Source organism: Nonomuraea sp. NPDC050404, from assembly GCF_040655495.1.
Lineage (GTDB): Bacteria > Actinomycetota > Actinomycetes > Streptosporangiales > Streptosporangiaceae > Nonomuraea.
The window spans coordinates 464,830-476,647 of the sequence record NZ_JBFAKB010000007.1 but is presented as its reverse complement, the minus strand read 5'-3'; the positions used below and the strand labels follow the sequence as shown (position 1 = coordinate 476,647).

The following is an 11,818-nucleotide window of genomic DNA, read 5'->3' as shown; positions in this document are numbered from 1 at the left end:
CCGTCAATATCCAGAAGCGGCGGCTCACGATTCACCCCGCCGGATGAAGTGCGTGAGCACGAGCGCAGCGGCACCGAACCCGATCGCGTCGAGCACCAGGTAGCGCCAGTCCGTGCCGGTCAGCACGGCCGCCATGGCGGCCGTCGCAGCGACCGCCGCGAGCACAGCGCACATGGTGGCGAGGATGCGCATGAACATCACGCCACCCCCAGCGTGCCGAGCACGGCGGCCAGCTCGGCGCTGTCCCAGCCCGCGTACCGGTGCTCGTGCTCGGCGCGGTGAACGGCGGACTCCAGGTCGCGGTCGAGGCCGGCCAGCGGACGCCACACGCCGTCCCAGCGGAACGCCAGGTAGGCGGGCGAGCGGTGGTCGTGCGGGGTGGCCGACAGCACTACGTCGATGCCGCCGCCGGGCCGGTGGCCGACGTACTCGACCCGGTACGTCTCGGCGACGCCGACGACGATCCGCCCGGCCTTCCAGGTGGTGATCGGGCCGCCCGGCCGCCGCCGCACCGCAAGGGCGACGACGGCAGCGAGCGGGTAGGAGCGGTGGCCGTGCACGCACTGAACCGACGGCAGTCGCCCAGCGCGGGCCAGGTTCGTGATGCCGCGCTTGCCGGTGCCGAGTAGATACCCGGCCTGGGAGCGGGTCAGGAGAACGCTCATGCCGCCGCCTCCTCGACCAGCTCGGCGACGATACGACGGAGGTCAGGCAGAGAGTTGCTGCCCTCGAACAGCCGGTCAGCCTGCTCGCCATCGAGGCCGAGCACCCGCTGGGCGCGGTGGTCGGCGTAGACGAGCCGCACGTCGTCCATCCGGAAGCTATTCGGCTCGTCCGGCTCGGCGATCAGCGCATCACCGAAGCCCGCGTCCGGATCGTCGGCGTACCACTTGCCGCCCGCGAACTGAGCGGCCCATCCGGCGACGCACATGCCCGAGCCGCACCGGTAGTCGGCCTGGTTCCACTCGTCCGGGTGGGCCTCGATGTGGGCGAGGGTCTGCTTGAGCAGCGCCACGTTGATCGTCATGCCGCTGCCTCCCGGTCGGCCTGCTCGCACAGGTCGCTGACGATCGTGTAGAGGCGGGGCAGGTCGTTCGTCGAGGCGAAGAGGCGGAACGCCTGGTCGTCGTCGAGGCCCAGCACCCGCTTGGCCCGCGCCTGCACCGGCACCGCCTGGAGCGGCTCGCCGTCCCAGCCGTCGGCCGGCCCGTACGTGCGCACATCCTTCGTGAGGTCGTCGTCCTCCGGCACGAGCACGAAGTGCAGCGGGTGCACGGCGTCGGTCGCCCACTTGCCGCCCGCGAGGGCGACGGCGTGCCCTGCGATGCAGCTCCGCCAGCAGCCCTGGTACCAGTCGCCACGGTTCGCGTCGATGTGCTGGAGCGTTCCGGTCAGCAGCTCGGTGTTGATCGCCATCACGCCGCCTCGCACAGGTCGTGGATGATCTGGCGGAGGTCGTCCAGCGTGTTGGTCGGAGCGAAGAGCTGCCGACCCTGGCGCGGCGTGATGTCGAGCAGGCGCACGGCGCGCTCCCACACCCACACGCCCTCGACGACCGTTCCGGCGGGCAGGCGCATCGCCCGCCCCTGGCACATCTCGCGCTCATCGGCGGTGGCCAGGACGGCGAGGCTCGTCTCCTCGGTGGCGTCGGTGGTCACCCACCGGCCGCCGGACGCCATCACGACGTGAGCGGCCATGCACGCCCGCCAGTCGCCCTGGTCCCAGCGTTCCGGGTGCTGCACCACGTGGGCGAAGGTGCTCTTCAGCAAGGTCACGTTGGGCATCACGCGGCCTCCGCCCTGACCAGGCGCTCCATCGCGGCCGGATCGATCGGGTCCACGTACGGGACGCCGAGCCGGTCCGCGACCACGCGGGCGTGCTGCCGCAGCCGCTTGGTCGCGATCCCCCGCTCGCCGCCGTGGAACATGGCGGGCTCGTCGGGCCGCCACTCCATGACCTCCAGTGGCGCGCGACCGTCCGGCAGCGCCTCACCGATGAGCAGCTCACTCTCAGGGACGATCCTGATGGTGACGTGGCGGACCTGGCCGATCAGCTCTGTGACCATCTGGCGGATCTCGTCGAGGTCGTTGCCGCCCGAGAACAGTTCGTCGGCCTGCACCATGCTGAGACCGAGAACCCGTGTTGCCCGGACCTCCACATCGACGGAGGGCCCGATGCCGTCACGCTCATGGACGTCGGCCGGATCGTCACCAGACTCAGGCGCCAGGTTGGTGCTCAGGTAGTGGGTGGCGTGGGTCAGCCACCGGCCGCCGGACAGGTCAGCGGCCCAGCCCGCGAAGCACATGCCGGTCCGACAGCGCCATTCCTTCTGAACCCACATCTCGGGGTGCGTCTCGATCTGGTGCAGCACCTCGCGGAGCAGCACGGCGTTGGGCGTGGGCCTAGCCACTGCCTCATCGGTCACGGTCTGGCAGGGCATCACGCACCCGCCTTCGACTGGACGGGCCGCGCGAGCTGCTCGCCACGACGTAGCAGCGCCATGACTTCCGACTCGCGGTAGCGTCGCACGCCGCCGACGGTCCAGATGCAGCCGATCTTGCCCGCCTTGGCCCAGCGGGTGACAGTCTTCGGGTCAACCCTGAAGATCGTGGCGACCTCGCCAGGGGTGAGGAGCTTCTCGTGCTCCCTCTTGCTGGCCATTGGTGTCCTTCCAAATGAGAGGTGAGGGATAGGGTTGAAGCGCCGGTGTCCTTCCGGCGGCCCGGAGCTGTTCGCGCAGCTCCGGGCATTTACGTGCTACGGCAGCGGGTCGGACCCGGCGACGTGGTAACCGCCGTTCCAGTCCCACGACTTCTTGGCCAGCACGGTGTTGCCGTGCACGACCCAGGCCGTGTCGGCGTCGTTGTTGAAGAAGTGGCCGAAGGTGCCGCAGTCCACGTCGCTCTTGGCGTACAGGTGATAGGCGTTGCCGTCCCTGCGGTCGCCACCCCAGCGGCTGCCGTTGTAGACGGTCACGGTCGCGCCCGCCGCGATCACGGTGGTGTCGTTACCCGGCAGGTCCGTGATCTTGTACGTGTTGCAGGTGTGCGAGCTGTTGGTGCGCGCCCAGTTGTCCTCGACGATCACGTTCGCGATGTCGAGGTCGGCGCTGGACACGTTCTCGAACTTCACGAACTCGCGGTTGCGGTTGCTGAAGCTGTCCGCACCCATGGCGTCGGTGCCGACCTGCACGATCTTGAGATCGTTGTTGTCCGGCGCAGCGGCCGAGGCCGGCACGGCGGATGCGATGCCGCCGAGCATCAGGGCCAGGACGCCCGCGAGGGCGAGAATGGTTCTCTTCATCTTGATCTTTCTGTTGGAGTTGCGGCGGGTGACCCCGCCGGGTGTGCCGCCCCATGCGCGGGACGGACGTCTGTGGCGGCCCATCACGCGGGCAAGGGGTCGCGGCGGCGGGCACCGGCCAGCGCGGCAGCGATGCGGGCCCGCGTCACGCTGTCGCGGCGGTCCTGCGCCTCCTGCGACTGATGGGCGCGCTTCCGGTTCACCCGGCGGTGCTGACGAGCGGTCAGCCGGGAGCGGCCGGTCTGCTCGAAGTAGTTGGTGACGCGGGCGATGTCGTCGAGCATCGGGAGTCCTCTCAGGCGGCTTCTTGAACGGGGCCGGCGTTCTGGGCGCGCCGCTGGCGAACCGCGCGAATCGCAGGAGCCATGACGCGGTTGAGCAACTCGATCTCCTCGGCCGACCACGGGCCCCACTCCTCGGCCACCTGGCGGGCGTAGGCGTCCACCGCCTCGGCCCAGGTCACGCGGCGTCCTGGTCGAGGTCACTGCGAACCAGGTCGAGGAACTCGGCGAAGTCGGCGTACCGGCGCTTGAGTGCCTTCCAGTCGCGCTCCATGTCCTTGAGGACCAGCTGGCGCGTGAACGGGTCGGCAGCAACCTTCGCCACCGGCTCGTACACGTGGCCCTGCTCCGACCGGACGGCGTGCCAGGCTCGCACGCTCTGCTCGGGGTTCTTCTCGTCAGCCTCGCGGTAGACGACCTTGACCTTCTGGATCAGCCGGTGCGCCTGCTCGCGCCGCCACGCCTCGCCGGCCGTGGCGTCGTCCCACTCGAAGAACCGGTGCAGCTCGTGGGCCGGGTCGCGGGCGATGTCCACGACCAGCTTGGGCGTGAGCTGCCCGTGCTGGTCGTAGACCCGCTGCAGGGACTCGCGCAGGCTGCTGCTCATGCCGCACCTGCCAGACCCAGCCCCGCCCTGCCCAGGCAAGACCGACCTTGCCGAGCCTGGCCTGCCGCAACCCGCCTCGCCCTAACCTGCCGTGCCCATCCGCACCACACCATGCCCGTCTTGCTCACTTGATCACCTCGACATCACGCGTGCTGTCGATCTTGAAAGTTCCGAAGTCGCCGTCACGCTCGGGTCGCCACTCCCCCACCCCGACGCCCATGCCGCCCGCGTCGATCAGCGACAGAACCGAGCCACGGGTGAGGGCGGAGGTGACGTAGGTGACCTCCAGGAGGGCGGACCACTCGCGAAACTCGGGCCGGTACCTCAGGTCGGTGCCGCCCCGGCCGACGGTGACGACGTCCTCGCGCAACTGGGCCTCACCGTCGATGCGGGTGAGGGCGCGGCCGTCGTCGCCGCCGAAGAACAGGAACTGCTTGAGGGCGGTCATGGTGACGCCGGAGTAGAAGCGGGCGCCGCCGATCGTCGCCGCCTTGAAGGCGATGGAGGGGAAGCCGGGCGAGCCGTCCTTGAGCCGGTAGTAGGCGGCCTCGTACTCCGCCTCGGGGTTCTTCGGCTCCTTCGGGGTCTTGCGGCCTTGCATCGCGTCGAGCATTTGCCGCTTGGCCTTTTCGGAGAATCTGTGGACGATCAGGGGCGTCGTGCCCACGATCGGGACAGAGATCGTTTCCGCCGCGATTCGGTCAATCTGGACGATCGCGTCGTCCGACTTTTTGGCAGCACACATTGCGCTAACCTTTCGATGAGAAGTGAGTGATGGGGTCCGGCGTTCTGCAGACGACCGGGCCCTTCTTCATGTGGGCGGTGCCTGCCAAGGCAAGCCACGCCGTGCCTCGCCGAGCCGGGACATGCCCAGCCGCGCCTGCCAAACCATGCCGTGCCGGGACACACCTGACCTGGCCCAAACGGACCCAGCCCCGCCTGGCCTGCCGTGCCGCGCCTTGCGGCACCGCGCCTGAACGCGCCATGCCGAAACGAGCCTCGACTGCCACGCCTCGCCCAGCCCAGCCGCACCGAACAGGGACGGGCCATGCAGCGCCTAGACTTACCGCGCCTGCCCAGCCGCACCGAGTGCAGCCTTGGCGCACCGCGCCTGACCTTGCCCTGCCATGCCCCGACTGCCATGCCCAAACGGGCCATGCGGCGCCTAGACGCACCCGACCATGCCAGGACTGCCGTGCCGGGCCACGCCATGCGGAACCGTGCCGAGCATTGCCACGCCTAACCGGGCCTGCCGGACCTGGACAAACCTGGCCGCGCCTCGCCGGACCTCGACTCGCCACGCCTGCCAAGCCGTGCCGCACCCCGTCAAGCCGAGACTCGCCACACCTGGCCTGCCACACCCGGCCTTGCCGCGCCGCGACTAGACCTGTCGCTCCGAGACATGCCGCGCCGTACCATGACTGCGAAACCTGGCCGTACCGCACCATGCGGTGACTAGCCCTGACACGCCAAACCTGGCCCACCTGCCATGCCACGCCGTGCCCAGCCTTGAAGCGCCACGCCCCGCCTGCCTCACCCAGCCAGACCGCGCCGCGACCTGCCTTGCCTGCCTGGCCCCGACCTGCCAAGACGAGCCGTGACCCGCCTCGACCTGCCAAACCTTGACTGCCTGGCCTGGCCGGGCCATGCCAGACCGCACCGTGCCGAGCCCTGCCCCGCCGTGCCGAGACTGCCTCACCAAGCCATGACCAGCCGCGCCGCGACGAGCCCTGCGAAGCCATGCCTGCCGTGCCGCGCCATGCTTGGACGGAACCCGCCGTGCCGAGACACACCTGCCAAGCCGAGCCGCGCCCAACCTGAACCCGCCAAACCGGGACTGCCGTGCCGGGCCAAGCCGTGACCTGCCGGGACTTGCCCAGCCTTGCCACGCCTGCCGAGCCGAGCCATGCGGAACCGGGACTCGCCTTGCCCAGCCTTACCTGCCGGACCATGCCACACCAGGACGCGCCTAGACCTGCCGCGCCCAGCCATGCCGAGCCCTGGAAGTCTGCGGAGCCGGAGGCCAGGAGACGACCCGACATGGCTTTGTGACAGTTGCGACACACCATCCGATGCGGCTCATTCTGCGATCCGCAATGCGGGCAACTCAGCATCGGCTCACGTGGCGGTTGCGGGGAGCGAGTCATCATGCCGACCTCGCCTCCTCCATGAGTGCCTCGGTGTCGTAGGCGGGGCTCACAATGGCGCCCACGGGTACGCCGAGGGCATCGGCGATCTGGCGGGCAAGCTGCGGGGTACAGCGCTTGCGGCCGGCCTCGATGTTGCAGAGGTAGGCGTACGACTTGCCGACCACCTCCGCCAGCGGGCCTCGTTTCCACCCGAGCGCCTCGCGCAGGGCCCGGATGGTCGCCCCAATTCGGACGGCCTCGGGGTCGAGTTCCGCGCTGTCTGTCATAGCGGCAAGAGTAGGGAAGAGTAGGGAAGAAATCAAGGGAGGAACATGCAATTACCTGGAAGAATCCGTAACTTCAATCGGTCCAACCGAACACATGTGCCCTGACCTGCTTGCCAGCGTCGTATAACTCGTTATGGAACTTTCGGGAAGGTGGCTTGGATGTTCCCAGATGTTCCCGGCATGATGGGGCCATGAGTCAAGGGCGCGAACGAGCGGCAGCGCAGGTAGTCGCGCGTCGAGGTGAACTCGGGATGACTCAGCGAGAGCTCGCCATGACAGCCGAAGTTGATATCAAGACGATCTACAACCTGGAGTCGGGCGAGCGCTGGCCTCAGGCAGGGACGCGCGCAAAGATCGAAAAGGCGCTCGGCTGGACCATGGGCAGCCTCGAAGCCTTCACCGAAGGCCCTGAGAGGGAGACCGGATACCAGTTCCCCACCCGCGCAGAACTGATCGACGACGCCCTGCGACGACGTAACATCACCCCCGAGCAGGTCCGCAGCTTCGCGGGCATCGGCGAGTATGCCTGGGCGAGGCTCACTGATGGCTCAGCCACGATCGCCGAGGCACGCCGTGAGGAAGCTTCCCTGGCAGCCGAATTGGCCCGCGTCGCCATTTACCTCGGCATCACGGCCGAACAACTCGCCAACGCTGGACAGACGCAGGCGGCCCGGATCTTTAGGGATGCCACCGTCAGTGCAACGCTGACCGAACCGACGTCGGCCGTCGCGGACGACCCCCAGCTCCGCCAGATCATCGACGCCTGGCCGCGACTGCAACAGTGGCAAAAGAACTCTGTGGTCGGCGTGCTGGAGCAGCTTCTCAGCCAATCCCCAGAAACGGCAGGTAAACCCGCACAAACGGAGGAGCGTCGCACGGGGTAACAAACGCGTCACAACTGCATGTGAGGGCTGGAAAGTGACGCCCGTGGAGCGTGCTATGGATGCCGACGCCTGGGACGCACACACCTCAACGGGGAGGCGCTCTGTCTCATGCACGACACGCACCAAGAGCTCGCAGGGGGCGAGCCCGCAGCAGCAGACCTCATCGCCATCGCCGGAACGCGGCGTGCCAGCACCGCCGCGGCCTGGGTGGAGCGTTCCGCCGAGCAGATCCGGCATCTCCTCACCGAGTGCGCCGCGCTCCAAGAGGAGGTGACCTACTGGCGGCGATGGGCGGCCAGTACGGCTGGCCTCGAACCCGGCGAGACGCCGCCGGCGGCGTACGTCGAGGCGCTCCGCACCGCCCAGCGCGAACCGTACCGGAGCATCGTCGTCGAGATCGACGGCCAGGACTGGAGTGTGGGATTGAGCTCGCACGCCGAGGCGGCACCAGATCCGCTGCGCGAACTCTCCTGCTGGCAGATGCTCGTGACGGCCGTGCGTGAGGCGCGCGCCGGCGCGGTCACCGCATGATCGCCCGGTTACCTCGGATCGTCTACCGGGACCTGCCCGAGGGGCAGCCCTGGTCCCTGACCGAGGAAGACGACCAGCCGCTCATCATCGTCAGCGCCGCGCTCGACGAGCCGGGCCGCAGAAGGGCCAGAAAGGCCGCCTTCGCTGAGGCGCGCCGCCGCCGTGGCATGACAGCTGGAGTGCTCTTACTGCTCACCGGCGCCGCGGCCTGGGCGACCGAGCGGGTACGCGGATGGGCCCGCACGCCCATTGGAGCCGCCGTCGCCGCCAGCGCCATGACAGGCGCGGTCGTGTACGGCGTCAGCGAGGCCAGGCGCGAAGAGCCTCCTGCCGCCGCGCCACCGACAGTGGTCACGGTCCGGGAGGCACCGCCGCCTGTCGCATCGAGTACCCGCTCCCCCACCCCCTCGGAGCGCGTTACCCGCACCCGGCCACCCACGCCGCCGCCAAGCCGTGAAGACGTCGTCGGAGAGACCCCCGCCCGGCCGACGCGCACCGCGGCCCCGCCACAAGCGGACCGCACCCCCACCGCGCGGCCTTCCCGGACGCCCCGGCGCACGCAGTCCAGCGCGCCTGCGGCAGACACGCCAGCACCCTCGACGAACGTCGCTGAGATCGCTGACGAGCCGACGAGCTCGCCGCCCTCCGCCGATGACCTGGCGACGACCGACGAGCCGCCAGAGGAGGAGCCAGACACGAGCGAGCCTGACGAGCCGCCGCCCACGAGCGACCCGCCACCGGCTGCCGCGGACGACTGCTCAGGGATCGACCTGGGCCTCGGGGTCGGTGAGCTCATCGGCGTTGACCTCTGCCTGCTCGGCTGACGGACGGGCCCGGCGCCGCACGATCACCGAGTCCTGCGGCGCCACGGCCCTCTGGCCCTTGCCGACGCGGAGGATCCGGACCTCAAGAAGCCCGCGGACAATGTCCCGCTGCTCAGGAATCGACAGTTCCCTCCACGCTTCCTCGACCTCCTCGGGCGTCTCCCGGATCAGCCGGGCCACGGACGGCGGCACCCTCATGTTCTCGATGCGTCGCTCCAGGGCTTGGATGTCCGGCAGCATGCGAGCCTCCACGGCGGCCAGGCCGCGGGCGCTCAGCTTCTGCTGGGCTGCCTGCTCGTAGTGCTCGTTGAGGTGCCGGTTCTTCTCCGCCAGCTCGCCGTGGAGCTGCTCCAGCTCGGCCAGGGCCACATCTTCGGATCCGGCCCACTGGCGGGCATCTGGTTGCGAGAGCCGGTAGAACAGGACCTTCTCGACCACCTCGTCAACCTTCCAGGTGGCCCGGCCGACATGGAAGCCCTTCGTGCCGTCGTCCCCGGGGGCGGCGCACGCATACAGGTGGTAGCCGCCGTTCTTGAGAGTCTTGACGGTGCACTCGCACACGTCGCAGATCGCGATCCCGCTGTTGAGATGCTTGACCGCGCCGTCCTTGTACGACTTGCGTTTCGGGTCCGTGAGGATCACCTGGGCGCGGTTCCACGCCGTACGGTCTGCGTCGCTCGCGATGATCGGCTCCCAGATGGCCGGGTAGTAGCTGACCGTGTCGCCGCCCTTCGGCTCGTGCTTGCGCTCGCCGATGTAGGCGCGGTTGGTGGCCACCCGGCGCACGCCTGACCGGTGCCAGCGTCCGCCACTCTGCGACGGGATGCCCCGGCCTGTGAGGTCCCTGGCGATCTCGGTCAGGGTCTGGCCGGCCGCGACCCGGCGCACGATCTCCCGGACGATGGCAGCCTCCTCCTCAACGGCCGCCACCGTCTGCAGCTCGCCGGTCTCCGGGTGGTAGAGCCGCTTGTACCCGTAGGTGCCGTTGCTGTGCGGCCTGCCCTTCATCGCGGTGGTCTGCATGGTGATCAGGACACCCTCGCGGTTCTGGGCGACCTGGTCTTCGCCGAGTAGCGCGTCGAGGCCGGTCATCAGCCGGTCCTCGCGCCGGGACAGGTCGTAGACGCGGCCGCCCCAGCACCACAGCACCCCGCCCGCCCAGCAGGTGTCTCGGAGTCGCACGTAGACGGCCAGGTCGCGCTGGAGCCGGGACGACTCGCGGCAGATGACGACGTCGCCGCGGCGCACCCGGCCGCGCTCGATATCGGCCACCAGGCGCTCGAAGTCCTCGCGGTCGTCAGTGCGGTAGCGCGAGGCGGACTGGGAGTCGTCCACGTACTGGTCGCCCACTGGCCAGCCGTGCTCGGCTGCCTGCCCCCGCGCCCATTCCAGCTGAGCAGTTACCGACGACCCGAGATGCTCGGGGTCCTTCTTACGGCGACGGTACTTCGACTTGCGGGCGTAGATCCAGGCGGTCGGCACGAGGTCCTCCAGACAGCACGAGGGCGGGAAGCCGTCCGCTTCCCGCCCCGCCTCCGGAGGTCAGGCTGTGGCCGGCTCCGGTGCCCGCAGCGTCCCGACCGGCTCGTTGTCGAGCGGCTGGGGCGGCGCGTTGAAAACTTCTCGGTCCAAACGCCTTTCGCTGGCGGCCACCAAGACACATACTGTCAGTTGTCCGGCAACGTTGGTCGCGGTGCGGATCATGTCGAGAATCGGGTCGATCGCCAGCAGCAGCCCGACGCCCTCCAGCGGCAGGCCCAGCGTGCTGAGCGTCAGCGTCAGCATGACCGTCGCGCCGGTCAGGCCCGCCGTGGCGGCCGACCCGACCACCGAGACGAACGCGATCAGCAGGTAGTCGCCCAGCCCGAGCGGCACCCCGAACACCTGTGCCACGAAGATCGCGGCCAGCGCCGGGTACACCGAGGCGCAGCCGTCCATCTTGGTGGTGGCCCCGAACGGCACCGCGAAGGAGGCGTAGTCGCGGTTCACGCCGTTGCGCTCGATCGTGACCCGCTGGGTCAGCGGCAGTGTGCCGACCGAGGAACGCGAGACGAACGCCAGCTCGATCGCGGGCCAGGCGTTGCGGAAGAACTTGACCGGGCTGACCTTGCCCCACACGGCCAGCAGCGTCGGGTAGATGACCAGCAGCACGATGAAGCAGCCGATGTACACCCCGGCGCTGAACTTGGCCAGCGGCGCCAGCAGGTCCCACCCGTACGTGGCCACGGACTTGCCGATCAGCCCCGCCGTGCCGATGGGGGCCAGGCGGATGACCCACCACAGCGCCTTCTGCACCAGCTCCAGCACGGAGCGGGCGAGGGTCAGGAACGGCTCGGCCTTCTCCCCCACCGCCATGGCGGCCGCACCGGCCACGATGCCGAGGAAGACGATCTGCAGGACGTTGACCTCGGTGAAGGCGGTGACGACGTTGGTCGGCAGGATGCCGGTGACGAAGTCGAGCCAGGTGCCCTGCGTCTCGGATGCCTTGGCCGCGCCGGTGTCCAGGGTGACGCCCTGACCGGGGTTGATCAGCAGGCCGAGCCCGATCGCCAGGACCACCGAGGCCAGCGCGGTGACCAGGAACCACAACAACGTCTTGGAGGCCAGCCGGGCCGCGCCGTTGACGTTGCGCAGGTTGGCCACGCTGACCAGGATCGCGGTGAAGACCAGCGGCGGCACGGCGAGCTTGAGCAGCTGCACGAAGATCGCGCCGACCTGGGTCAGCGTCTCGGTCAGCCAGGTGACGTCCCAGATCCTGGCCACGAAACCGAGCGCGACGCCGGCGACGAGTCCCAGCAGGAGCTGCAGGGAAAAGGAGAATCTCTTCACGGAAGAAGACCCTTCGCAAGAAGGGCATGCCGGAGGCACACCTAGTGGGGGGAATGGACGAACGCGGACACGACCGTCAGCTACACAGCGATCCGTGCAACCGGCACAGATCGATGTGCAGCCGCTCGACGAGCCACACGACC

Annotated in this window: 18 protein-coding genes; 3 read left to right on the top strand and 15 right to left on the bottom strand. The window is 69.1% G+C overall.

The genetic code is table 11. The features are described 5' to 3' along the window. Nucleotides 1-24: 24 nt before the first annotated feature. The 13 genes from AB0I81_RS22445 to AB0I81_RS22385 form a co-directional block, all read right to left on the bottom strand. Nucleotides 25-198 carry a hypothetical protein gene (locus AB0I81_RS22445; RefSeq protein ID WP_360659494.1) on the bottom strand — a complete coding sequence of 58 codons (174 nt, stop codon included), beginning with the start codon at nucleotides 196-198 and terminating at the stop codon, nucleotides 25-27. Next, nucleotides 198-665: a hypothetical protein gene (locus AB0I81_RS22440; RefSeq protein WP_360659492.1), complete on the bottom strand. Its 468-nt coding sequence runs from the start codon at nucleotides 663-665 to the stop codon at nucleotides 198-200. The genes AB0I81_RS22445 and AB0I81_RS22440 overlap by 1 nt, the downstream gene beginning before the upstream one ends. Continuing rightward, nucleotides 662-1,027, bottom strand: coding sequence for a hypothetical protein (locus tag AB0I81_RS22435; RefSeq protein WP_360659490.1), 366 nt, complete (start codon nucleotides 1,025-1,027; stop codon nucleotides 662-664). The genes AB0I81_RS22440 and AB0I81_RS22435 overlap by 4 nt, the downstream gene beginning before the upstream one ends. Then, the gene (locus tag AB0I81_RS22430; RefSeq protein ID WP_360659488.1) at nucleotides 1,024-1,416 is read right to left on the bottom strand and encodes a hypothetical protein; all 393 of its coding nucleotides are present in this window, start codon (nucleotides 1,414-1,416) and stop codon (nucleotides 1,024-1,026) included. The genes AB0I81_RS22435 and AB0I81_RS22430 overlap by 4 nt, the downstream gene beginning before the upstream one ends. Continuing rightward, complete coding sequence (locus tag AB0I81_RS22425; RefSeq protein WP_360659486.1) at nucleotides 1,416-1,784, bottom strand: hypothetical protein; 369 nt, start codon at nucleotides 1,782-1,784, stop codon at nucleotides 1,416-1,418. Before AB0I81_RS22425 ends, AB0I81_RS22430 begins: the two co-directional genes overlap by 1 nt. Beyond that, a complete protein-coding gene (locus tag AB0I81_RS22420; RefSeq protein ID WP_360659484.1) occupies nucleotides 1,784-2,410 on the bottom strand; it encodes a hypothetical protein in 627 nt (208 codons plus the stop codon). Before AB0I81_RS22420 ends, AB0I81_RS22425 begins: the two co-directional genes overlap by 1 nt. Before the next feature lie 29 nt (nucleotides 2,411-2,439). Continuing rightward, the gene (locus AB0I81_RS22415; protein WP_360659482.1) at nucleotides 2,440-2,661 is read right to left on the bottom strand and encodes a BldC family transcriptional regulator; all 222 of its coding nucleotides are present in this window, start codon (nucleotides 2,659-2,661) and stop codon (nucleotides 2,440-2,442) included. A gap of 96 nt (nucleotides 2,662-2,757) precedes the next feature. Then, nucleotides 2,758-3,303: a hypothetical protein gene (locus tag AB0I81_RS22410; RefSeq protein ID WP_360659480.1), complete on the bottom strand. Its 546-nt coding sequence runs from the start codon at nucleotides 3,301-3,303 to the stop codon at nucleotides 2,758-2,760. Nucleotides 3,304-3,386: 83 nt separating this feature from the next. Further along, entirely contained in the window at nucleotides 3,387-3,587 is a 201-nt protein-coding gene (locus AB0I81_RS22405; RefSeq protein WP_360659478.1) for a hypothetical protein, read from the bottom strand. 11 nt (nucleotides 3,588-3,598) lie between these two features. Continuing rightward, nucleotides 3,599-3,766: a hypothetical protein gene (locus AB0I81_RS22400; protein WP_360659476.1), complete on the bottom strand. Its 168-nt coding sequence runs from the start codon at nucleotides 3,764-3,766 to the stop codon at nucleotides 3,599-3,601. Continuing rightward, entirely contained in the window at nucleotides 3,763-4,191 is a 429-nt protein-coding gene (locus AB0I81_RS22395) for a hypothetical protein (protein WP_360659474.1), read from the bottom strand. The genes AB0I81_RS22400 and AB0I81_RS22395 overlap by 4 nt, the downstream gene beginning before the upstream one ends. 124 nt (nucleotides 4,192-4,315) lie before the next feature. Continuing rightward, nucleotides 4,316-4,936 carry a hypothetical protein gene (locus AB0I81_RS22390; RefSeq protein ID WP_360659472.1) on the bottom strand — a complete coding sequence of 207 codons (621 nt, stop codon included), beginning with the start codon at nucleotides 4,934-4,936 and terminating at the stop codon, nucleotides 4,316-4,318. 1,401 nt (nucleotides 4,937-6,337) lie between these two features. Beyond that, nucleotides 6,338-6,607 carry a helix-turn-helix transcriptional regulator gene (locus AB0I81_RS22385; protein ID WP_360659470.1) on the bottom strand — a complete coding sequence of 90 codons (270 nt, stop codon included), beginning with the start codon at nucleotides 6,605-6,607 and terminating at the stop codon, nucleotides 6,338-6,340. A gap of 191 nt (nucleotides 6,608-6,798) precedes the next feature. Here AB0I81_RS22385 and AB0I81_RS22380 point away from each other — a divergent pair, with 191 nt between their 5' ends. From AB0I81_RS22380 to AB0I81_RS22370, 3 genes are all read left to right on the top strand, one after another. Further along, nucleotides 6,799-7,491: a helix-turn-helix transcriptional regulator gene (locus AB0I81_RS22380; protein ID WP_360659468.1), complete on the top strand. Its 693-nt coding sequence runs from the start codon at nucleotides 6,799-6,801 to the stop codon at nucleotides 7,489-7,491. A 108-nt stretch (nucleotides 7,492-7,599) separates the two neighbouring features. Then, entirely contained in the window at nucleotides 7,600-8,022 is a 423-nt protein-coding gene (locus AB0I81_RS22375) for a hypothetical protein (protein ID WP_360659466.1), read from the top strand. Beyond that, the gene (locus tag AB0I81_RS22370; RefSeq protein ID WP_360659464.1) at nucleotides 8,019-8,846 is read left to right on the top strand and encodes a hypothetical protein; all 828 of its coding nucleotides are present in this window, start codon (nucleotides 8,019-8,021) and stop codon (nucleotides 8,844-8,846) included. The genes AB0I81_RS22375 and AB0I81_RS22370 overlap by 4 nt, the downstream gene beginning before the upstream one ends. On the opposite strand, the gene AB0I81_RS22365 is transcribed toward AB0I81_RS22370, so the two are convergent. After that, on the bottom strand, nucleotides 8,781-10,328 hold the full coding sequence (locus tag AB0I81_RS22365; RefSeq protein ID WP_360659462.1) for a recombinase family protein: 1,548 nt from the start codon (nucleotides 10,326-10,328) through the stop codon (nucleotides 8,781-8,783). The genes AB0I81_RS22370 and AB0I81_RS22365 overlap by 66 nt on opposite strands. A gap of 60 nt (nucleotides 10,329-10,388) precedes the next feature. Then, entirely contained in the window at nucleotides 10,389-11,675 is a 1,287-nt protein-coding gene (locus AB0I81_RS22360; RefSeq protein ID WP_360659460.1) for a dicarboxylate/amino acid:cation symporter, read from the bottom strand. Nucleotides 11,676-11,818 lie beyond the last annotated feature (143 nt).

Excerpts from the sequence above, each read along its gene's own strand:
- AB0I81_RS22435 (WP_360659490.1), bottom strand. The coding sequence starts at position 1,027 with ATGACGATCAACGTGGCGCTGCTCAAGCAGACCCTCGCCCACATCGAG.
- AB0I81_RS22405 (WP_360659478.1), bottom strand. The coding sequence starts at position 3,587 with ATGCTCGACGACATCGCCCGCGTCACCAACTACTTCGAGCAGACCGGC.
- AB0I81_RS22415 (WP_360659482.1), bottom strand. The coding sequence starts at position 2,661 with ATGGCCAGCAAGAGGGAGCACGAGAAGCTCCTCACCCCTGGCGAGGTC.
- AB0I81_RS22390 (WP_360659472.1), bottom strand. The coding sequence starts at position 4,936 with ATGTGTGCTGCCAAAAAGTCGGACGACGCGATCGTCCAGATTGACCGA.
- AB0I81_RS22395 (WP_360659474.1), bottom strand. The coding sequence starts at position 4,191 with ATGAGCAGCAGCCTGCGCGAGTCCCTGCAGCGGGTCTACGACCAGCAC.
- AB0I81_RS22385 (WP_360659470.1), bottom strand. The coding sequence starts at position 6,607 with ATGACAGACAGCGCGGAACTCGACCCCGAGGCCGTCCGAATTGGGGCG.
- AB0I81_RS22370 (WP_360659464.1), top strand. The coding sequence starts at position 8,019 with ATGATCGCCCGGTTACCTCGGATCGTCTACCGGGACCTGCCCGAGGGG.
- AB0I81_RS22430 (WP_360659488.1), bottom strand. The coding sequence starts at position 1,416 with ATGGCGATCAACACCGAGCTGCTGACCGGAACGCTCCAGCACATCGAC.
- AB0I81_RS22410 (WP_360659480.1), bottom strand. The coding sequence starts at position 3,303 with ATGAAGAGAACCATTCTCGCCCTCGCGGGCGTCCTGGCCCTGATGCTC.
- AB0I81_RS22445 (WP_360659494.1), bottom strand. The coding sequence starts at position 198 with ATGTTCATGCGCATCCTCGCCACCATGTGCGCTGTGCTCGCGGCGGTC.
- AB0I81_RS22440 (WP_360659492.1), bottom strand. The coding sequence starts at position 665 with ATGAGCGTTCTCCTGACCCGCTCCCAGGCCGGGTATCTACTCGGCACC.
- AB0I81_RS22380 (WP_360659468.1), top strand. The coding sequence starts at position 6,799 with ATGAGTCAAGGGCGCGAACGAGCGGCAGCGCAGGTAGTCGCGCGTCGA.
- AB0I81_RS22375 (WP_360659466.1), top strand. The coding sequence starts at position 7,600 with ATGCACGACACGCACCAAGAGCTCGCAGGGGGCGAGCCCGCAGCAGCA.
- AB0I81_RS22425 (WP_360659486.1), bottom strand. The coding sequence starts at position 1,784 with ATGCCCAACGTGACCTTGCTGAAGAGCACCTTCGCCCACGTGGTGCAG.